Origin of the sequence: Sinorhizobium sp. CCBAU 05631, assembly GCF_002288505.1 — a bacterium.
GTDB lineage: Bacteria > Pseudomonadota > Alphaproteobacteria > Rhizobiales > Rhizobiaceae > Sinorhizobium > Sinorhizobium fredii_C.
The window spans coordinates 181271-201878 of sequence record NZ_CP023065.1 but is presented as its reverse complement, the minus strand read 5'-3'; the positions used below and the strand labels follow the sequence as shown (position 1 = coordinate 201878).

At 59.7% G+C, this 20608-nt stretch carries 20 protein-coding genes and 3 pseudogenes; 13 read left to right on the top strand and 10 right to left on the bottom strand.

What is annotated here, in order from left to right; all coding sequences use genetic code 11:
• The first annotated feature begins 174 nt into the window (after nt 1-174).
• The 3 genes from SS05631_RS27525 (at nt 175) to SS05631_RS27515 (ending at nt 1596) form a co-directional block, all read left to right on the top strand.
• Entirely contained in the window at nt 175-426 is a 252-nt protein-coding gene (locus SS05631_RS27525) for a WGR domain-containing protein (protein ID WP_037427142.1), read from the top strand.
• A 371-nt stretch (nt 427-797) separates the two neighbouring features.
• Nucleotides 798-992, top strand: a complete 195-nt coding sequence (locus tag SS05631_RS27520; protein WP_037427144.1) for a hypothetical protein — start codon at nt 798-800, stop codon at nt 990-992.
• 313 nt (nt 993-1305) lie between these two features.
• A complete protein-coding gene (locus SS05631_RS27515; protein WP_037427147.1) occupies nt 1306-1596 on the top strand; it encodes a hypothetical protein in 291 nt (96 codons plus the stop codon).
• 304 nt (nt 1597-1900) lie between these two features.
• Here the strand turns inward: SS05631_RS27515 and SS05631_RS27510 are convergent, their stop codons facing one another.
• From SS05631_RS27510 to SS05631_RS27495, 4 genes are all read right to left on the bottom strand, one after another.
• Nucleotides 1901-2374, bottom strand: a complete 474-nt coding sequence (locus tag SS05631_RS27510; RefSeq protein WP_037427148.1) for a ProQ/FinO family protein — start codon at nt 2372-2374, stop codon at nt 1901-1903.
• Between the two features lie 613 nt (nt 2375-2987).
• Entirely contained in the window at nt 2988-3596 is a 609-nt protein-coding gene (locus SS05631_RS27505; RefSeq protein WP_037427149.1) for a hypothetical protein, read from the bottom strand.
• A gap of 258 nt (nt 3597-3854) precedes the next feature.
• Nucleotides 3855-4310, bottom strand: a complete 456-nt coding sequence (locus SS05631_RS27500; protein WP_037427150.1) for a transposase — start codon at nt 4308-4310, stop codon at nt 3855-3857.
• A 330-nt stretch (nt 4311-4640) separates the two neighbouring features.
• Nucleotides 4641-5243 (bottom strand): hypothetical protein, encoded by a 603-nt coding sequence (locus tag SS05631_RS27495; RefSeq protein ID WP_037427152.1) that lies wholly within the window; start codon nt 5241-5243, stop codon nt 4641-4643.
• A gap of 394 nt (nt 5244-5637) precedes the next feature.
• On the opposite strand from SS05631_RS27495, the gene SS05631_RS27485 reads away from it, so the two are divergent.
• Nucleotides 5638-8094 (top strand): EAL domain-containing protein, encoded by a 2457-nt coding sequence (locus SS05631_RS27485; protein WP_037427154.1) that lies wholly within the window; start codon nt 5638-5640, stop codon nt 8092-8094.
• A gap of 14 nt (nt 8095-8108) precedes the next feature.
• On the top strand, nt 8109-8390 hold the full coding sequence (locus SS05631_RS31530; protein ID WP_162109197.1) for a hypothetical protein: 282 nt from the start codon (nt 8109-8111) through the stop codon (nt 8388-8390).
• Nucleotides 8391-8786: 396 nt separating this feature from the next.
• On the opposite strand, the pseudogene ligD reads toward SS05631_RS31530, so the two are convergent.
• Nucleotides 8787-9762, bottom strand: a pseudogene (ligD, locus tag SS05631_RS27475) (non-homologous end-joining DNA ligase).
• A 98-nt stretch (nt 9763-9860) separates the two neighbouring features.
• Between ligD and SS05631_RS31710 the strand changes: the two are divergent.
• A complete protein-coding gene (locus SS05631_RS31710; RefSeq protein WP_245369187.1) occupies nt 9861-10316 on the top strand; it encodes a hypothetical protein in 456 nt (151 codons plus the stop codon).
• A 480-nt stretch (nt 10317-10796) separates the two neighbouring features.
• Here the strand turns inward: SS05631_RS31710 and SS05631_RS27465 are convergent, their stop codons facing one another.
• On the bottom strand, nt 10797-10985 hold the full coding sequence (locus tag SS05631_RS27465; protein ID WP_037427166.1) for a hypothetical protein: 189 nt from the start codon (nt 10983-10985) through the stop codon (nt 10797-10799).
• Nucleotides 10986-11221: 236 nt separating this feature from the next.
• Here SS05631_RS27465 and SS05631_RS27460 point away from each other — a divergent pair, with 236 nt between their 5' ends.
• Together SS05631_RS27460 and SS05631_RS32230 are read left to right on the top strand one after the other, a co-directional pair.
• The gene (locus SS05631_RS27460) at nt 11222-11452 is read left to right on the top strand and encodes a hypothetical protein (protein WP_037427168.1); all 231 of its coding nucleotides are present in this window, start codon (nt 11222-11224) and stop codon (nt 11450-11452) included.
• Nucleotides 11449-11643 carry a hypothetical protein gene (locus SS05631_RS32230; protein WP_083854355.1) on the top strand — a complete coding sequence of 65 codons (195 nt, stop codon included), beginning with the start codon at nt 11449-11451 and terminating at the stop codon, nt 11641-11643. The genes SS05631_RS27460 and SS05631_RS32230 overlap by 4 nt, the downstream gene beginning before the upstream one ends.
• Here SS05631_RS32230 and SS05631_RS27450 read toward each other — a convergent pair.
• Both SS05631_RS27450 and SS05631_RS27445 read right to left on the bottom strand, forming a co-directional pair.
• Nucleotides 11589-12147: pseudogene (locus tag SS05631_RS27450) on the bottom strand (inositol monophosphatase family protein); the annotation flags it as partial. The gene SS05631_RS32230 and the pseudogene SS05631_RS27450 sit on opposite strands and share 55 nt — an antisense overlap.
• Before the next feature lie 104 nt (nt 12148-12251).
• Complete coding sequence (locus tag SS05631_RS27445; protein WP_037427170.1) at nt 12252-12617, bottom strand: hypothetical protein; 366 nt, start codon at nt 12615-12617, stop codon at nt 12252-12254.
• A gap of 533 nt (nt 12618-13150) precedes the next feature.
• Here SS05631_RS27445 and SS05631_RS27440 point away from each other — a divergent pair.
• Nucleotides 13151-13636: an adenosine-specific kinase gene (locus SS05631_RS27440; RefSeq protein ID WP_037427172.1), complete on the top strand. Its 486-nt coding sequence runs from the start codon at nt 13151-13153 to the stop codon at nt 13634-13636.
• Nucleotides 13637-13795: 159 nt separating this feature from the next.
• Entirely contained in the window at nt 13796-15205 is a 1410-nt protein-coding gene (locus tag SS05631_RS27430; protein ID WP_014331726.1) for an ISNCY family transposase, read from the top strand.
• Here SS05631_RS27430 and SS05631_RS27425 read toward each other — a convergent pair.
• Nucleotides 15192-15929, bottom strand: coding sequence for a hypothetical protein (locus tag SS05631_RS27425; protein WP_014331725.1), 738 nt, complete (start codon nt 15927-15929; stop codon nt 15192-15194). The two genes, SS05631_RS27430 and SS05631_RS27425, sit on opposite strands and share 14 nt — an antisense overlap.
• Nucleotides 15930-16340: 411 nt before the next feature.
• On the opposite strand from SS05631_RS27425, the pseudogene SS05631_RS27420 reads away from it, so the two are divergent.
• Nucleotides 16341-17093: pseudogene (locus tag SS05631_RS27420) on the top strand (ISNCY family transposase); the annotation flags it as partial.
• 9 nt (nt 17094-17102) lie between these two features.
• On the opposite strand, the gene SS05631_RS27415 reads toward SS05631_RS27420, so the two are convergent.
• A complete protein-coding gene (locus SS05631_RS27415) occupies nt 17103-18815 on the bottom strand; it encodes a recombinase family protein (RefSeq protein ID WP_172900205.1) in 1713 nt (570 codons plus the stop codon).
• A 373-nt stretch (nt 18816-19188) separates the two neighbouring features.
• On the opposite strand from SS05631_RS27415, the gene SS05631_RS32225 reads away from it, so the two are divergent.
• A complete protein-coding gene (locus tag SS05631_RS32225) occupies nt 19189-19914 on the top strand; it encodes a recombinase family protein (RefSeq protein WP_050994807.1) in 726 nt (241 codons plus the stop codon).
• Nucleotides 19908-20576 carry a recombinase family protein gene (locus tag SS05631_RS32220; RefSeq protein ID WP_202947958.1) on the top strand — a complete coding sequence of 223 codons (669 nt, stop codon included), beginning with the start codon at nt 19908-19910 and terminating at the stop codon, nt 20574-20576. Before SS05631_RS32225 ends, SS05631_RS32220 begins: the two co-directional genes overlap by 7 nt.
• Nucleotides 20577-20608 lie beyond the last annotated feature (32 nt).

Below are 20608 nucleotides of genomic sequence, written 5' to 3'. Positions count from 1 at the left end.
CTGCTTCGCTCCGCCAAAAGCGGAGTGGAAAATGGAATCGGCCCGGGACTTTTGTTTTTGGGACCCTTGTCGCTGACACTCCAAAGGTCGATATCAACATCTTGAATCGATCAGCGATCATCGATTCAAAAAAGTCGTTGGACGTCTGCGCATTGTCCCGCCAATCTTGGATCCATGACGCAACATTGGTTCCACCTTTATGTTCAGCGCACCGACGCCCGCAGCAACATGGCGCGGTTTTACCAATTGTCTGTCGAGCCGGATCTCTTCGGTGGCGCTGCACTCATTCGGCGCTGGGGACGCATCGGCACGCACGGCCAGGAGCGCATCCATCTGTTTGACAATGACCGCCAAGCGATTAGCCGCTTCCTTGTCCTGGCGCGCCAGAAGCGAGTGCGCGGATATCGGCCGCAATCGTGCTATTGAAGGAAGAAGAGCGTCGGAATGTCGGAAACGGACTTTCCTTGCTGATCAAACCGCAGCTAGCATTCCTGCGAGCTCTCCTCTGCGGCCCGCGCCCACCGAAGGCGACTGCCGGCCCCGTCGTGGTGCCGGCATCTTCATGGGCGCCTTCATGAGGAACCACCTTCAGCGGCCGTTATAACCGCTGAGGATCGTCGCGGTGACCTCGACGCTTGGAAGGTTGGCGTTCTTTTTGCGCTCGACGCCGCCATTCTATCTAGGCCTACAAGGCTATCTGCCTTGCACCATTTCATCGTGTAAGATCGCTCTTCACCGGCGATGCACGGGCTGCCTGTACCTGGGATATGACGTTGCTCGCCGATCACGGAGCAGCCATGCCGTTGGACCGCCCGGTTACCCCAGAAGAAGTCGCCAGTATCTGCCAAGCCCTCGATCAGTTGCTGGACGAATATCGCATCCCACGGGAGGGCGAAGAAGCGGAAGCCCTCGCCGCAAAGCTCTTCACCATCTACCAGACCGGCGTGCGCGACATCGAGTTGCTGAAGACGCTTGCCATCGCGGAGAGCTAGGCCGCCAAAGGAGTCGGCGCGTAGGCTATCGATGGATGCTCATATCGCGTGCCCATCACCGGCAGATGATGGCGGCTTTCAGCTATGAGCCGTGGGAGCGAACACGTCGATCCATGGGCCGGCCCGATCGGAGAAGAATACCAGGGTCACAGCAGCACAGGGGGAAAGCGGACCACTGCTCCGCGAATCGTGATCGGGAAATCGCAACGGCACGTGAGGCGATGGGGAACCTCCCCTCTGGCGCCTGGTTCACCTGAATGCCAACAAGAGTTCAACGAGCAATAATCGCGTTCTGCACCCCAGGGCGTCACTCATGAGCCTTACCACCGACTTCATCGCTGAACTGATCAGGGCTGCGAATGATCCAGACAAACTCAGCCCGTTCGTCGTAACGCGACTTCTTAACCGCTGCATTTCGACAATACGGGACATGAGCGAGCAAACCGGCGGGTCAAGAAGCAACCGGACGAAAGATGTGCTGATTGACCTACAGGCGGCGGTGGCGCGGGCTGAGGATCTCACCTCGGACGAAATCAGAGACGCACTTGTCGATGCGGCTGACCTCATCAGGACGTTGAAGATCATGCTCGACGACAATCGGTAAGGCCCCGCCCAATAATTTGCACAGGCGTACCGGAATCCCGGCATCAGACCTTCCAAACAAGTTCTACCTGGAGATAGAGTGCGGCCGTATCTTCAATCAAGGATGCAATTCCCCGCATCCAGGCTGAGCCAAACTGGATGCACGATTTGCCCCGCCTCCAATGCGGGGCTTTTTTTGTCGTTGATCTCCGACCCCATTGCGCAGCGGCCCGAAACTGACTGCAACGCGCTGCGAAACTCTGCGAGTTCCTGGTTCACCGTGGAGACAAATACATTTCCGGTGGCTTGGTGGGACAAGGCACTTATCAGGGACCAAAGCGGCGGCTAGGTAAGCGGCGGCGCTTCGTCTCGACGATAAACCCCTTAGGCTGGCCGGGCGAAAGTTTGGCCTTGGTGTCCTGCGTGGGATCCGATTTCGCCAACTCTGCCGGCTTTTCTGACTGCGGTGATTGCGCCGCGTCTGCCATGCCGAAACGAGCCTGCAACCACGCCCTGGCCGTTGCCGCATCTGCTTCCGTCACTTCGCCGGCGGCAACACCATCGAGATCAACACGCGTCGCGCCGGCACGCAATTGTGCGAGGTATTTGTCCCTTCGGGTATAGGCGCGCAGGGCCCTACTCAAATCCTCGTCGGGCAATTCGCTGTCAAGCGAGCGAATGTCTTCACGAATGCCGATCTTAAGCGGCTTCGGCTCTTTCGCGTCGAAGGCACCCGGCCAACGTTCCGAGAGGTAGCGAAACAGTGCGGACGGTGATTTGCGTTTTTGTTCGGTCGGCATGGTCAACGTCGTCGGCTTGCTGCAGTGCACAATGAACTGTTAGCATGAGTGTTTCGTCTTGCCTATGGGAAAACAGGCAAACGCCTTTATCCTCCGATCCCGCTGCCCAGGGAGAGTTCCAGCAGATCATCGAGTGAGGTGGTTCGGCCTCGTCCCGCGCTACCCCCAATGAGCGACGCTAAAAATCAGCATGCCTTGAAATATACTCGAACAGCTGGGGAACGCTCCAAGCACGGAAAGCGCCCGAAGTTCGCTGGTTACCTCAAAAGGATGAGGAACAAACGTTCCTGTGGGGCAGAAAATCTTCCAGGCGTCGAGTGTGGTCCTGGGCGGGTTGAGCTCGAAGGGAGCGATCCTGTAAAAACCTCCTTAGCTGCTGTTACCGCGACTACCCACCGGCAGAGGAATGGGAACCTGGATGATCACGATAATAAAGCAGCCGCCGTCATTGCGCCGGCTTCGGATCTCGCAATATCGGGTTCTCAGACACGAAACGCTTCAATAGTGCAAAGCCGCGAAAACCCGGCAGGTGACATCGAGGCAGCCCGAACGCGGCCATCAGCGCAACTCGCCTCACCGAGTTTCCTTGCCCGGCGCGAGTGGCACGAGCTCGCTATTCGGCATCAAATCGTTCAAGCTTCTTCTTGAGCCAGACGTTCTGTGTACGAAGCTGTTCAGCCAGCAACCGCTTGAGACGCTTGTTGTCTGCGTCCAGGGCGGCAAGCTCGTCGAGTAAGATCGGATTGTCGACAGTCCCGGTCTGCGCCTTTCGATCCTCGTGCCCAAGCTTCGAGTTGTGCGCGATCGTCTGGGCGGGGGCGCGCTTGGCACGCTTTCGAGGCGTGCCGGTTGATGTCGTTCGAGACTGTGATGCCGGTTGGCTCTCCTGTCCTTGCACAACCGCTTCGGCCGGATGATCGGCCGCATGGTGCTTCGAGATTTCGACCTCTGCGCCGTTGGCAACTGGTATCGCTAGTGCAAGGTCGACAGCGTCGGCGCGTTCGTTGGCGGACGCTGCATTGATCGGATCAGCCGGCCTAGCCTCACCTGAGTCAGGCGTCCCAGGCGCTTGATTGGAATTGAACAGATGCGGCGCCGTATCTTCCACTTCGCGGGCCAAAGCCTGGAGATCTGTGTCTCCCCAGATCGAGTTCGTCTGGGCTTTTGGCTGTCGTCGTCCCGACTTGAATTCAACAACGAATCTCCGTTGTGGCGTCTTCATCTACTTTCGATCCCAAAGCAATCGTGAAAAATCCAACGCCGATTGGCGCCGCTGCATTGCTGCTGGCGCAGCAATACAGCCCTTCCTCGCGCGCTTCAACTGGTCGCCAACCCCGCAGCTGGCGCGCCTTTCACCCGGCAAAAGCGGGGAACAGCTGGGCTTCGTTTGCCACGGCAATGCCAAATGGGGAGCAAATACAAGCGTCTGGTGTGACGCGGAGAACGCCGAAGAAACGTCGCCGCGCATTCCCGGTCCTGGTCAGTCCAGGCCGAGCCTCTTGCGCAGTTCGGCATTTTCCGCTCGCAGCTTCTCCGCCAGCAGCTTGCGGAGCCTCTGGTTTTCTTCTTCGAGCTGGACAAGATCTGCCAACTCATCGCCGGCCGGCAGGGGCTTGGTGCTCTTGGTGCCCTTTTGCTCGGCAGGCTTCGCAGCACCTTTCCAATGATAGTAGGTTTGCTCTGATATGCCGGCGCTCTTGATAGCGTCCTTGAGGGTGTCGCCTTCGCTGACTTGCGTCGCGATCAGCTTGAGCTTCTCGCTCTTCTCTTGCTCGGTATATCCCCTGCGTTTAGCGGCCGGCGTCTTTGCTTGAGCCGGTTCGGAAGCCGCCTTCTGAGGCCGTGGCGACCTCTGCTTCTTAGCCGTTGGTGCTTTCACTTCTGCGTCCGTCGCTACGGCCGCAGCAACTGGTCCCGCATTACTCTCGTCAGCCATCAGCAATTCCTTCCTTTAGTCAGCGCCTGTTTTCGGCTGAGTGCTCCACAGAGTCAACACAACCATCATAGTCCTGCTTTACGAACAGGTGATATTTGGCTTGTGCCGAGACGCTGCAGTTAACCGATACGGATGGTCCGGCCGTAAGGACGGTCCAGCTTCGATAGATCTCCAGCGAAGCTGCACTCTGCCGCGAAGCTGATCAACGCTTATCAAGCAGGGATTCGCGATGATCTGGGCTTGAGTATTGTCGCTGGGCTGTCCTGAGCCGCAGCGCGGGCATCTTCGCGCAATGTCGCAACTACGCGCTTACAGGGGGCGCCACCAAGCTCACGAAACTTCGAACCGCTCGAGCATCTTCTTGAGCTGCACGTTCTGCAGATGAAGCTTTTGAGCGAGTTGGGTCCTCAGCATTTCGATTTCTTCGTCGAGTGTTGCCACTTCATGGAAGAACAGGTCACGTGAAGACGAGGGTTGCACGCTTTGATGAGGCTTTGGGGGGACAGCGCTCTGCGCAGCCACCTGGGCGTTGGCTCTCTCTCCACGTTCTCGACGCTTGATCCGCGGTTTGCTTGGCGACTTGGCTGCCGCACTTTTCGTAACCAATGAATTCGCCTCGGCACCCGAATGGTCGGCTTCATGACGCGCAGTTGTTTGAACCTCTTCAGCATCGATCGGCGGTCTTAACGCCTGTGCGACATCGCCATCGCCTTTCACCTCATTCGATGCGACCGACCCCTGATCAGCCGAGACGTCCTCATCGTAAGCAGGTGGGCCGCCAGCTACCCTCAAACTGAGCCGAAGCGCGGACCTATGCTCCACGTCGCTCTCGAGCGCCTGGGAATCGGTGTCATTCCCGATCGAACTCTCTTGCGCTTTCGCCGATGGTCGCCGCGACGTCAGTTGGGCAAGGAAGTTCCACGGTGTTTTCATAGTGTCCCACCTTGAGCAAACCGAACTGCGATCCTGTTGAGTGTTTCCTCACCCTGTCATCTTTTACGATGCAGCTGGGACAGGTTCGAAGCCTGTTTTCGATCGAGCGAAAGACGGAGTTAACAAAGCCGCCTTTCAACACCCTATCATGGGGAGAGCGAAATCCATGGGCCCCTCCTGTAATTTGCAAGAGTTTGCACAACTTCGTTCTCAGCACCATTGTCGTCAATTTCTTGTTAACTGGCGCCACTCTAGGGTGTTGAAAAGGTGCCAATGAGCGACGTTTCGCCTCTAAAAACACCGGCTTGGCAGCTGTGGAGCCGGTATCGGCAACACGCATTCAGCCACCGTCACGCGAGGCGGAGAAAACGCACTGAGATCATCGGAGTAGCATTTGACTTTCGGCGCCGATCTCGAGGCCATCCTCGATTCAATCACCGCACCCATTATCGTCAAGGACGAGCGTTTTCGCTTCCGCTTCCTCAACGAAGCGGCTTGCGCGCTGGTTGGCAGAGGACCCAGTGACCTGATCGGCTGCACCGATTACGACATTCGACCGACGGCAGAGGCGGATCGCATTCGTGAAATCGACAGGCGTGTTCTATTTGCCGGCGAGGAGATTTCGGTCGAGGAAGAGATCGCCGTATCGGGCGGAGTGCTGAAGACGCTGCTGACAAGGACGTGTCGTGCCAGCCTGACGAGAGGGAACACCAGCGAAAAGGTTATCGTGGCGACGATCCTGGACGTCACCGAACGGCGAAAGGCCGAGTCAGAGCTGCACGCCAGCGAAGAGCATTGTCGATCGCTGGTAGATCCCCAGGTGCCATGGACGGCAGATCCATCGGGACAGGTTCTGGAGATTGGTCCGCGCTGGAAAGAGACCGGCTATGCCCCACAGGAAGCTCTCGGGACCGGATGGGAACAAGCAACGCACCCCGATGACCTGGACCCCGTGCAGCAAGCGTGGGCGAAATCGCTTGAGACCGGAGCGCCGCTCGACATCGAGTTTCGCCTGGCGGCCGCAGCGGGCGGCTACAGTTGGTATCGGGGTCGTGCCGCCGCACGCAGGGCCGAAGACGGAACAATTCTTCGCTGGTACGGCACGGTCGAGAACGTCGATGACCGTCGCAAAGCCTTGGAAGCTCTTAAGGAGAGTGAGGCACGTTTCCGGGCAATCGCCGACGACGCACCGGTAATGATCTGGGTGACCAACGCAGATGGCGCAGACGATTATCACAGCCGACTTTGGGTCGAGACAACCGGGCAGACCGCCGAGCAGGCGGCAGGGAAAGGTTGGTTGAATGCCGTCCATCCCGACGACCGGACCGCGGTCGAAAGAGCGTTTTTCGAGGCTTTTAACCGTCGCAAGCCAATCCGGATGGAATACCGTTTAAAACGCGCCGCCGGAGGCTCAATCTGGGTCATCGACATCGGACAGCCGCGCTTCGCGACGGACGGCACATTTCTCGGCTTCGTTGGTATTGCCCTCGACATCACCGAGCGCCGTAACGCGGAACAGGAGCGATTGCTGGCGCAGAAGCAAATTCACCACATGGCGCGACATGATGCGCTGACGGGATTGCCGAATCGCCAGCTCCTCCGCGAGGAGTTCGAACGCCTATCGGACGCGATCGCGCCGGCCACCAGAATCGCAATTCTCTGCCTCGACCTCGATGGCTTCAAGGCGATCAACGACGCCTATGGTCGGGCCACCGGTGACCTGTTGCTGCGCCGTGTGGCTGAGCGGCTGCGAAACTGTGTCAAGCAATCCGACATCCTCTGTCGCCTCGGTGGCGATGAATTTGCCGTCTTGCGCACCGGCATCAACAGCAATGATGAAGCCCTCTTGCTGGCCCAGCAGCTTATAGATGTCGTTGAAGCACCGTATGAGCTCGCAGGAGCCCATGTCGATCTTGGTGTCATTGTCGGGCTTGCGGCTGCGCCAAAAAATGATCAGTCGGTAGACGAGCTTATCAAGGCTGCAGACATAGCACTCGAACGGGCCAGAGCCGGCGGCCGCGGCACCTACGTTCTGTATGAGCCTGGTATGGATGCAGATCTGCAGGCACTGCAGCAGATGAGGGCTTCACTGCGGCACGCGCTCGCAAACGGCGAGCTGGATGTCCATTACCAGCCGCTCGTCGACCTTCATACCGGCCGAATAACGACATTTGAGGCACTGGCCCGGTGGCCGCATCCGGATAGGGGCCACGTGTCGCCTGCCGAGTTCATTCCTGTTGCCGAGGAAACCGGCCTTATTGGACCGCTTGGCGAGTGGGTTCTTCGTCAGGCTTGCACCGAGGCGGTCAAATGGCCCCCGGAGGTCAGTGTGGCTGTCAACCTTTCCCCTTTGCAATTCAGGAACCGGAGGCTCGCTGCGACTGTGGGCAGCATTTTGGAAGAGACGGGACTGGAGGCCTCGCGCCTGCAGCTCGAGATCACCGAGTCTGTGTTGCTCGACGAATGCGACGGCAATCTTCAGACTTTAAAGGAGATCCGACAGCGCGGCGTGAAAGTCGCAATCGACGATTTCGGAACCGGCTTCTCCTCGCTTGGTTATCTCAGAACTTTTCCCTTTGACAAAATCAAGGTCGACCGCAGCTTCATCACCGATCTTCCGATGAGCAAGGTATCCTTGGCGATTGTCAGGGCGGTCGCCGCGATCGGCCGCTCACTCAGGATCATCACCACGGTGGAAGGTGTGGAGCGCCGGAACCAACTCGAGCTGATCAAGGCAGAAGGCTTCGATGAGGCGCAGGGGTACCTGATCGCACGTCCCCTGCCCGCTCAGCAGGCAATGGAGCTCGCTCATTCCGCCCATAGCGGGATTTCCACGACCGAGCCGGGATGACGCGGAACGCTCTGTTGTCGCGCACCGTCTCGACGAAGACGCCCGTTGGCGATGAGACGACCGATCGCGGTGGACTGTGGCCACGTGCACAGCAGCACGGCATTTGCATAGCTGCATTGCACAAAAAACGTTTCCCGAATGATCAAAAAACGATCATCATGCATTCAGTTGATGCACATGGCGGTTTTCCTCCCAGTTCCGCTGCAACAACTGTTCCCCTCTGGAGGTTCATACCTTCAAAACTCATGGGCCGCGGTTTTCCGACGGCCCTTTTTTCTTTTTCTCTTCCGCGCTGAGCACACTCGACGTCCCGGCGAAATGCCCAAGGCGGGCTCCGCACGTTAGTGCGGCATCAACAAGTTTGAGCATACCAGGCGCAGGCGCTTTAGCGTCGAAGTCAGTTCGCGCGCAGCTTGACCGGTTAACACGGTAGCCGCAGGAGATTTAGCATCGCGCCGCCGGCAGGCGGAAATCGGGACCGACTGCCGCCGGCAAGCTGCTCCGTTCGGGCCGGCCCCCCTACTCTCCCCGGCCGCGCCAGAGATCGGCTATAAAGGCCATGAACGTCACGGTCGGCGGGATCCTCCCTGTTCAGGCAATCCTGCTGAAGCCTCCATTCTTGTTCGCAAGAGGATGGATCTGAAGTTCGGCTGATGCCGTGACGCGAGAGATAAGCGGCCTTGTCGCGCCCGTCATGGCATCGCAAAAATCGTCGCATCATCCTGCCGTTGGCGGATGCCCTTGAATGACGGGTGGCGCAGCTTCCCATCCTGCGTCCATGCGCGATACTCGGCCTCGGCGACAAGTATCGGCCTGGTGAAGACCGCAGCCTTGCGTTTGAGCGCCACCGCCGGCTGATCGGCCCGGATCGCGTCGAGCAGTTCACGTAGCTTCACCGATTCCTGATAGGTCCAACCCGTACCGCAGCCGCCGACATAGACGAGCCGCTCGCCTTTCCTCGCCGCAAGCAGCAGCCGCCCGATCGCGCCAGGCAAAGTCGACGGCTCGTATCCGACGATCACGAAGCTGTCGCTGCATACGCATTTGATCTTCTGCCAGTCTAGACGTCGCCCGGACTGATAGGGCTTGTCGCGCCGCTTGGCGACGATGCCTTCGAGGCCGTGCTCGCAGGCGATCCGATAGAATTCGTCGCCGTCCGCGACAACTTCCTCCGACAGCCGGGTAACACCGGTGCGGCCGGCGCCGACGATCGGCTCCAGCAGCCGCCGCCGTTCGCCGAGCGGCAGGCGGCGCAGGTCGCGGCCGTCGAGATAGAGGAGGTCGAAGGCGAAGAAGAGGATTTCGCGTGGATCGTGCAGGCTCGGCCTCCTGCCAAGCGCCCGCTGCAAGAGGCCGAAGTCGGAGCGGCCGTGCCCGTCGAGCACGACCGCCTCGCCGTCGAGGATGGCGGTCTTCAGCCCAAGAAGCCGCGCCTCGGCTGCGATCGCGGGGAAGCGATCGGTCCAGTCATAGCCGCCGCGCGTGATGATGCGCACCCGGCTGGGCTCGATATGGACGGCCAGCCGATAACCGTCCCACTTCACCTCGAACGCCCAGTCCCGTCCCTTCGGCGGCTTATCGACGAGCATCGCCACGCAAGGCTCAATCCGCGCCGGCATCGGGTCCGCAGGGCGCCTCAGGCGGTTTCTTCGAGGACGATCTGGCCATGCGGCCATTAACGCACAGATCAGCGGAAAGGACGCATTGACTATCAGGCGTATCCGCTCATATCAGGAGCATCAGCGCTGGCGGGCGCCTTTCACGACATGCGGGATATCGACACCTCAAACAAAGGAGGATTCCGCATGCCAGGACCAAAATACGATATTGAAGGTGCAATTTTCATTCGCTTCGCCATGGTCGGTCGCGCGGTCCTGAATGGCCTCGCAGCCAAAGGCCAGCGGCGGCGGCGTGATCCGCAGTGCTCCACGCTCTTTGCCCGCGACATCGTAACAGCTTTGAGGGCGCAGATCGGCTTTCGGCGCCATGGCGAAGCTGTTGACGATGCGACCGTGCAGGAATTCCTGCGCGCCGCCATTTGGGAAATATCGATCGAGGATTGCGCGGTGCTCGTCGGCATCGACGCCACGTCGAGGGACGCGGCGAAGCGGGATATTGCGAAGCGACTGGCCGAGCAGCTCAAGGCCGAATTCGAGATTGTTCACGACCCGGCATTCCATCACGGCGACAGCGGAACCGGACCGCTAGGGCCGAGGAGATAATTTCAAACCGGCAGCAGACAATCGGAACAATGACGCCCCCGCTGAATTATCTTTGTGCCGCTTCCCTCAAGCGGCACAGGTCCCCCAACCTGTTAAGAGTGCCCGCCCTGTCCCCCGGTGCGGGCACTCGCGCTTTCCGACGGTGCGCTTGTTCCGCCGCGAGGAGAGCAAGAAAAAAGCCCCTCTCGCGGTTAGGCAAGAGAGGCTTCGCGCCCGAGCGTTCGACTTCACAGGCGACATAGAATTTGCAGCAGCAAGTTTGCGCATGCAAGCACCAGTGCATAGTGTCAGGCTCTTTTCACCGCGACAATTTCGAGGGAAACGGGGACAAGAAAAAGAGCCCGCAAGGAGGGATAACCAAGGCGGGCTCGAGTTACGGGACCATATCTTTTTGACTGTCGTTGATCGTGACAGAGTAGTTCGTGTTGTCCAGTAAGCTGTTCTGTCTAGCCAGAGTGATCAAGGAGCTTGGCCAATGCGTCAATATTCGCTGATCATCGACATGATCTCTTCAGGGGACTCATGAACTTGGAACGTCAGGCAGCTCCCGTTATTGGGCGAGAAGGTCACGAGAGTGGTGCGTTGCTGCCCCTCTATCCGCTGGAAGTGCGTAACAGTGTCCATGTTGATGAAAATCGGTCCGTTGCTGCCGTGCAATTCGAGCCACATGGATTGGTCCTCTCTAAAGTTCGTAAGTTAGATTCAAGATAACACCAAAAGAACCAGGCTGGGGACGGCAACCGGCCGATCCTGACCACCTAGCGAAAAATTCCGCCCCAGTATCACGGCGACCGTTGACTCCCGGTGCAGTGAGAACATACTAAGAACATTCGTCGGCGTTGCGGCCGCCAATCTGAAAACCTGTGGGGCAAAGGACTCTGCGCGTGCGCGGAGAAGGAGCCGTCATGTCTGCTGAGAAGCAAACTTCCGACATCGAGGAATTCGATACGTGGATGGATGAGGTCGCGTCAGCACTTGCCTGGCACGGCGGCGACGCGGAAGCGACAATCCGCACACTGCTCGCCGACTGCAAGCATCTGCGCGAGCAACTGGCATTGGCCCAGATTGCGATGGGCATAGGCTTTACCCGCGGCTGGTCGCCCCGTTCAGAGCGTCACGACGAGGTGACGAAGTGAGCGACGAGCAAGGCGCGGCCAAGCACGATACGACGCTCTACGTGCACTATTGCGAGCATCCCGACTGCAAAAAATGGGGCGCGTTCGGGTTCGCAGTTGGCAAAGCACAGCCGAACTGGTTCTGCATCGAGCACCGAAGCACTGGCTGGCCCTTCAACAAGGCTTCGCCCTCGGTCGGGAAGGACAGGTAGTCGCCGCCGGCTTCTTGACGAGGCAGTAACCAGCCATGCAGTCCCAAGCATACATATGCGGCTCGTAATAACCGACCAGACGACCGGCCGCGACATAGGCGAGCATCAATGCGCCGGAGCCATTGCGGATAAAGTTGCCGCCCATGCCGAGCAGCATGGCGATGATCTGGCCAACCCGCTCCGGCTCGACATAGGTATTGCAGCCAATGCCGGTGATGGCGTTCCGGATGGTACGAGACGGATCGAGGCTCAACTTCCTTCCGTTGAGGCTCGCGCCCTTGCCAGCGGCCGAAGCATAGACTTCGCCATCGCAGGGCGCATGGATCACCCCGATCACCGGCACGCCGCCATGCAGCACCGCGATCGACACACACCACGTCGACATACCATTGACGAATGGCGCGGTACCGTCAATCGGGTCCACAACCCAAGTATAGCCGGAGCCCCCTCGACGAGGCTGAATTCCTCGCCGAGGAACCCGTCCTCCGGGAGCTCCGCGGCGACGCCGAGATAAGCGACGAGCAAGGCGCAATCAGGCACGAGACGACGTCAACAACGCCGCCCGATGGTGGGAAACCGGGACGGACTGACCGTCCCGGCGCCGGTGCCTACCACCATGGTGTGTAGAAGACCGCGAGACCTGCCGCGAGCGCGGCGCGGGCTTTGGCGACGAAGGCGAGATCATCGGTGACTTCGCTGCCGTCGGACAAGCCGAAGAAGAAGCCGTCGGTCGGCGGCAGAGTGCGATTGCGAATCGCCGTTTCCAGGCGATCGAGATCGTCGGCGGTTAGCTGAAGATTGGCGCAATTGAATTTTGCGTCGTTGCCGCCCTTTTGGCGGTAGAGTTGTTCCATCCAGCCGTGAAGGTTCGGATGCTTCCGCCAGTAGTGGAGCTCCGTGGCCTCTTCAACCTCAAAGTCGACCGGCGCGGCGGGCGGTTCGCGAAGAGTGCAAGCGTACATGTCGAGTCCCATGATTTTCTCCTTTCGTTGGTCGGTCCCGAAGGACGCGGCGTGAAAGGCCGGGCGGCATCGGCCGCCGCGGTCATGGCCAAACTCGGGCTTTCGCCGGGGCGTCCGCCCCCGAAGGCTGGCGCGGGCAGGGCATTGACGACAAGGCGACGTCCGGCAGAAACGCGAGAAACCAGAGGGACGACAACGCGAAGTAGTCTGGGACCGACCTCGTGTTGCACCGGCGGATCAGTCCCCGCTCACGGGACGCGAAGGAGGGGCGGCGCAAGTGGCCCACATCAAGAATTCTCCAGCCATCTGGTGGCTGAAAAGCGAACGAGCGGTTAATGCGTGTGGTTAGCTGCCTTCGCAACTCCCAAGGTTTCACTCGAGACTGTACCAGAGCCTAGACAAGGCCGCCCGAAGTGATGCCGTGTCGGGCGATGCGCGAGGAAGCCGAGGGTGGCAGCGCGGCGGGCGAATCGGCCGCCTGTGGCGGCTTGAAATCGCCTTCCGTCGGCATACCATTGCGTTGCCTACCTTGAAGGAGCGCAGCCATGGAACTCACCGTCGTGCCCATCGTCAAGCCGGACGCATCCAACTTCATTTTTGGCCAGTCGCATTTCATCAAGACGGTGGAAGACCTCCACGAAGCGCTGGTGGGCGCGGTTCCTGGCATTCGCTTCGGGCTGGCCTTCTGCGAGGCCTCCGGTAAGCGGCTCGTGCGCTGGTCGGGTAATGACGAAGCCGTCATCTCCCTTGCACGCGACAACGCATTGGCCATTGGCGCCGGCCACACTTTCCTGGTCTTCCTTGGGGACGGATTCTTTCCCGTCAATGTGCTTGCCGCGGTGCGTGCGGTGCCAGAGGTCTGCCGCATTTACCGCGCGACGGCTAACCCGACACAGGTGATCGTCGCGCAAACGGAGCTGGGCCGCGGCGTGCTCGGCGTGGTGGATGGCGCCTCACCGCTGGGTGTCGAAACCGACGTTGACATTGCGTGGCGGAAAGACCTGCTGCGAAACATCGGCTACAAGCTGTAATGGCTGGATGAACCCCGATGCCTCATGACGGCTCGATGCCGCCGAGTTCCCGTTGATAGATTATGCGATCTTGATATGTAGCCGCAAAGTTAAAGTGTCCTGATCCTGCAAAGTAAGAATGTCACTCTCCCCGCGTTTTGATGACCTGGGAGATTGCGGATGGGATTGATTGCGATGAGCGAGCGTGACCTGCAGCGGATCGAGATTTTGTCGAAAGTGACCGCCGGGCGCATGACGTTGGCGGCGGCGGCGCATGTCCTGGGCTTAAGCACGCGCCAGGTGCGTCGTCTGCTGGATCGGATCAGCACTGGCGGTGCAGCGTCGATCCGGCACAAGGCAATCGGCCGGCCATCGAACAATCGGATTTGTGACGGCGTGCGCGATTATGCCATGGCGATCGTGCGCGAGCGCTATGTGGACTTTGGTCCGACGCTGGCGGCCGAGAAGCTTGCCGAGCGTGATGGTCTGACGGTGTCGCGCGAGACCCTGCGCCAATGGATGTCTGAGGCCGGCCTGTGGCTGTCGCGCAAGCAGCGGCGGACGTTTCATCAGCCACGGTTGCGGCGCGAGGCCTACGGTGAACTGGTGCAAATCGATGGATCCGAGCATCGCTGGTTCGAGGATCGCGGTGACCCATGTTCATTGCTGGTGTTCATCGATGATGCGACCGGCAAGCTGATGCAGTTGCGGTTTGTACGCTCGGAAAGTGCGTTCAGCTATTTCGAGGCGCTCGAGCTCTATCTGAAGGCGCATGGGGCTCCCGTCGCCTTCTATTCCGACAAGCATTCGGTGTTTCGGGTTGCGAAGAAGGATGCCAAGGGCGGTCAGGGCATGACGCAGTTCGGGCGTGCACTTTGCGAGCTAAACATCGAGATTCTTTGCGCAAACTCGAGCCAAGCCAAGGGCCGGGTCGAGCGGATGAACCGGACGCTACAGGACCGGTTGATCAAGGATCTGCGCCTGGAGGGCATCTGCGGCATGGACGACGGCAACGCTTTCCTGCCTCGGTTCATGGAGCGCTATAACCGCCAGTTTGCCATTACCCCTGCCCGATCTGATGATCTGCATCGGCCGCTGAACCTTGCCCCGGATCGGCTGCGCGACGTCCTGTGCAAACGTGAGCAGCGCTATGTCGGATCGCAGCTGACGTTTTCGTTCGAGCGCCAGCGGATCATGCTGGAGGAGACCGCGGTGACGCGCGGGCTGGTCGGTCGCTATGTCGAGACCTACGCGCTTGCCGACGGCAGGCTGGATGTGCGCTGGAAGGGGCATTCCCTACCCTACCGGGTGTTCGACAAGGACCAGCGGGTGACGCATGCGGCGATCACCGAGAACAAGCGGCTCGGTGATGTCCTGGCCTACATCAAGGAGCGTCAGGAGCAGCAGACGAAGCCGGCCTTAAAGACGAACAGCGAGAAGATTGGCTACAAACCGCGGGGCCGCAAGCCGGGCAAGAGGACGGATTTCATGAACGATCCAGCGGTCATTGCTCGGCGTCGACAGGCGCTTTCCCAGCGAGGTGCGGTGGAGCAAGGGCAACCCTACCCGGCACAGTTCAATGGAGGATAAACTCGGATTGCCTGTCTGATTCCAGCTTTAAACAGGCAGCCCATAAGGGTGTCTTGTGGTAAGTTCCGCCCTGCCAAATGGTCAGTCCCTCGCGCTCCTCGTGCAGCAATCCCAGCCAGCACAGCGGGCGAATGATGTCGTAGCGGAACGCCGACCGTTCCGCCCAGGCTTCGACAGTCATTTCTGCTGGCTCGGGGTACGATTCGCTCGGGTATAGCTCGTTCGCCAGGTCGTCCAACGAACAGCCCGTTTCTGCTTTGATATTGATAAGATTGAGAAAGACGTGCCACCAACGCATCCGATTACGGACAGCCTCCTGCGTCTGCCCGTAGTGGATATAAGCATAAAGATAATCCGTCGCGATCAGATCGAAGAAGGCCTGCGGTCTCGCCAGAAAGTCTCGGCCGCGTTGGGTTGGTACCAGTACGTCCTTGCGCCGCCGAAGAAGCCGCAAGTACTTGAGCATGTCACGGACGACCAAAAGCGGCGGCATATCGGCTTCGTTGAGAACCTTGTTGATGCTGTATAAGTCGTCCGACGTGTAGCCGGGCCAATCGAAGTGAACAGCGGCCCAGTGGACGAACTTGCGGTTCATCGCCCCCGACGCGGTCAGACCGATCCCTCCCTGGGTCTCTGCGTAGGAAACCGTCATGGCCATGCCGCGAAGCAGTGGCGACAAAGCGGCGACATCGACGTCACCCATCAGCCTGATTTCCGGAAGCATCGCGAGATCCTGGCCCTGCACATTCAGCTGCCAGCAACATCTACCAGGAACGCATTAATTGAAACTGAGAAAGCTAAAGCCGAAGGGGTGCCCTACGCCCGCCCCCTCCCTTCCCTTGCAACCCGGCCCAGCCGGTCCGGTCGGGGGCTTGCCTCAGCGCAAGTGGAGATGTCGGCTGTCGCATTTCTAAATGGCTGAAGACGTATCCAAAGTGACATTTTTACTTTGCGCAACGGCGGACATTTCAACCTGGCCGCCACATGATATATAACGGCATTTTAGAGATGCGACATATGAGCCAGTTAGAGATGCGACAGTCGTCGCCTCTTGGGATGCTGGTCAAACGTCAAGGTTTGGAAGGAAGACTGGCGACGTGAAGCGTGGCTGAGACCATGAGCGTTCGGAGTCGTCATGTCTTGTTTGATCACCATGTCGCAGAAGGAATTGCATCGTCTTGAACTCATCCAGCGGATTCGCGGTGGCAGCCTGAGCGTCGTCGAGGCGGCTGCGTTGCTTCGTCTCAGCCGCAGTCAGGTCCACCGGCTGTTGCAAGCCTATGACCTGGCCGGCGCCGACGGTCTCGTCTCGAAGAAGCGCGGCCGTCCGAGCAACCGGCGTTACAGCGAGGATTTCCGCAACCTGGTGCTCGACCTGGTGCGTGAGCATTACTCGGATTTTGGACCAACCTTGGCGGCCGAGAAGCTGCTCGAATGCCACCGGATTGCGGTCAGCAAGGAGACGCTGCGTCAGTGGATGATGGAAGCCGGCCTCTGGGTGTCGCGACGCGAGCGCAAGAAGCGGGTCTTCCAGCCGCGCGGCCGGCGCGATTGTTTCGGCGAACTGGTTCAGATCGACGGCTCGCTTCATTGGTGGTTCGAGAACCGCGGACCCAAATGCGCCCTGCTCGTCTATATCGACGACGCCACCGGCAAGCTGTTGCATCTGCGCTTCGCCGGATCGGAGAACACCTTCGACTATCTGCACGCGACGAAGGCCTACCTGCAGCAATGGGGCAAGCCGATTGCCTTCTACAGCGACAAGCATGGCATCTTCCGCACCACCCATGCTTCCAAGAAGGACAGAACCAGTGGCCTGACGCAGTTCGGGCGGGCGCTTTATGAGCTCAACATCGACATCATCTGCGCCAATACCCCGCAGGCCAAGGAGCAGGCATCACGATGCACCTTGTTGGAGTGGTTGAGCGACAATTAATCTGGGTGGACGACCACCATATCGACTGCCGGCGCCTTTTTCGAGTCTGACGTTGCCCGGCGGTTCGTACAAGTACCGATGGTTGGTGGCGTATCGATGGCGCTTGAGAATGCCCTTCCGCCCGAGTTGGTGAACGGTCGAGACGCACACGCCGAGCTGCTGGGCCACTTCCTCGCCGGTGAGCATGCCGCTCTCCCGCAGCCGTTCGTACCGGCTCTTCAAACCATAGGTGCGGCGCACGAGCATGACCTTCTTCAGCGTGAAGGGTTCGCCGCGCCAGTTGCGATGCCCGAGCTCATTGAGACGGGCGGCGATCTGCCGGTCGTTGGCGGTCTCCAGTAGCTCGTTGATCAACGCCACGACCTGTGCCGGCGTCTTGCGTATCACTGACATAGGCCGTGGTCTGGTCACCGACAGGCTCTGCGTGCGCCCGCCGCGCCAACGGATATGGATGTTGACCTGTTCGTCGACGAGCAGCGTCACGTCTTCGATGAGAAGGCCGAGCATGCGCTTGCGTTCGACGGCACCAGTGCGTTCGTCGTTCCAGATGCGCGGGAAATCGGCGGTCAGCGCCCTGATGCGCTCCTGTGCTGGCTCGTCCAGCAGGGAGCGGTCGGCCTCGTTCTGGCGCTCGTGCTCGCGCTGGAGTGCATCGAGGTCGCGCAGCCGTGCGTTCCAGTCGGCTTCCAGCGCGTCGGCGACCAGGCGGTTGTCCGGATCGACCTTTAGGTAGCGCCGGCGGGCCAGTTCGGCCTCATAGCGGGTGCGTTGCAGCTGCGTGCCGCGCAGCGCCGCGGCCTGCTCCACGCGCTGGGTGATCTCCTGCTGCACGGCAAGGGCGACATCGATCGCTGCCGGCGCCATCGCCTCCAGCAGTAGCGCGCTCACCGCCTCGTCGACCGGAGCGCCGCGCACCCATTGGCAGTGCTTGCCGGCCTGTCGCACGACGGCTTCGTTGCAGACGTAATACGGGCGCAGCCGCCCCTCGAACGGCTCGTAATGGACCCGCATGCGTGCACCGCAGCGGCCGCACAGCAGCCGTCCTTGCAACAGACCGCTGCCCTGGCGGGGCATGCGTCCACGCAGGCCGGGTGAAAAGCCGGCGGCGTTCTGTTCCAGGGTTGTCTGATTCCGCTCGTACTCGGCCCAGGAAATGTAGCCCTCGTGTGCGTTGGGGATCAGCACCTGCCAGTCGGATCTCGGCACCCGCAGTTGCACGGGCTTAAGCTTGGCATTGTAGGCTGTGCGCGTGCGTCCATAGGCGAAGGCGCCGGCATATCGCGGATTGTGCACGATCTGAAGCACGCGGGAATGGTCGATCTCGCTCCAGAGGACGTCGCCCTTGCCGATGCCGCGACGGATACGCCGGGGAAAGAGGATCTTCTCGCCCCGCAGGCGGCGCACGACAGCGCAGGCCGAGCCGGTCTCGCGGAAGGTATCGAACAGGAGCCGCACCGTGTCCTGGATCTGTCGGTCGGGATCGAGCACGACCCGCGCGTCAGGGGTGTAGACCAACCCGATCGGCAACGGCATCTCGAGTTCGCCGCGGCGCGCCTTGTTGAGAATGCCGCCTTGCAGCCGCGACTTCAGGATGTGCAGTTCGGCCTCGCTCATCGTGCCCTTCAGCCCGAGCAGCATGCGATCGTTGAAATAGGCCGGATCGTACGAGCACACATCTTAATGCCCCAATTGGATTTGGGGATGATCAACGGATAACAGTTACTGATCCGACGCACCCTCTTTATGGGCGCGATTTCATTTTGGCGGGCGGACCGAGCGGCGCCGGCCCCTATCGTCAGCTTCTTGTCGTTTACAGCGATGATGTTTTCCTGAAGATTCCAGTCTCAGCCACCAATCTTTATCCATCGGCACCTGGTATGCCGTCAGCCAAGCTTTCAACTACGAGCGTTCGCGATTTTATTCGCCTGGCAAACTGTGCGAGGGCGCAGGCGCCGCAAAGTTCCGTCGATATGGCTGAGCATGATAGCCTGACGTCAGAAACCGAATCACCCCTATCGAAACCGCATGGTTCTCTGGAGGGCGAGGCATGATGTCGGATCTGATAACGACCCAACATTTGTGCCGAAAGGCCGTGATTTATATCCGGCAATCGACGCCACATCAGATAGTCAATAATCAGGAGAGCCTGCGGTTGCAATATGCGTTGCATCGGCGTGCGGGGGATCTCGGCTGGGAAGACAACAATATCGAAGTGATCGATGCAGATCTTGGTCAGAGCGGAGCGGCGGCGGTTCACCGTGCCGGCTTCAAAGATCTCCTTGCACGCGTCACCCTGGGCGAAGTTGGCATCGTTCTCTCGTATGAAGTGACGCGGCTTGCCCGCAATTGTTCCGATTGGTATCCGCTCCTTGATCTATGCGGTTATCGGCAATGTCTCATCGGCGACCGCGATGGTGTTTACGACCCGGGTTCGGCCAACGGGCGCCTGTTGCTTGGCCTGAAGGGTACGATCTCGGAAGTGGAATTGCACACGCTGCGTGGCCGCCTGACAGCTGGTTTGCTCAGCAAGGCTGAGCGGGGCGAGTTGGCATTGTTGTTACCAGCCGGGCTGGAGCGGGACGCCGATGGTATCGTGATGAAGGATTCAAACCAGGAAGTGCAGGACCGGATTGCCCTGATATTCTCGGCATTTTGGGAGTTAGGCACCGTCGGAAAAGTGATCCGCTCCTTGCGGGATCGTGCTCTCACCGTACCGCGACGAAATCGATTTGGCGGCGCGTCCCAACAGCCAGCATGCTTGCCGGGATGTTGAAGAACCCGGCCTATGCCGGCGCCTTCGTCTATGGCCGCACCCAGTCCTGTCACGCCAGGTATGCAAGTGGTAAAATCATCTCGCGACGCCGCAAAATGACGGAGTGGAAAATCGTAGTGAAAGACCGTTATCCTGCTTATCTCGATTGGCAGCGTTACGAGCGGATCCAGACCATGCTGAGCGACAATCACGCTGAATACCGAAGAAACCAGACACGCGGCGTGTCGCGTGATGGTGCGGCGGTGTTGCAAGGCATTGTCTGGTGCGGGCGATGCGGCCACAAAATGGGCGTTGAATACAAGAACGGCAACCGCTACGTCTGCAATTTCCTGGCGCGCAGCCAGGGCGGAGGATTATGCCAGCATTTGCCGGCCGATCCCATCGACGCGTGCGTCGTTGAAGCCTTCTTTGCGGCGGCCAGTCCGACCGAGTTGGCCGAGTTGATGTGCGCCAAAGATGCTCGTCGGCAGGCAGAGGAGGCTTTTGACCGAGCTGAAGAGCAGCAGATCAAACGCCTGCGCTATCAAGCGCTACTTGCAGAACGGCAATACGATCGAGGTGACGTTACCGAACGCGAGGTCGAGCCGAGGGTGCATGCCTTGAGTGCGCTGTCTCGCGGCGCAAAGTCAATCGGACGATCTGACCCCAGCAGAGCAGAATGATTTTATCGCTGCCGGTTCGCAGCTTCCTGAAT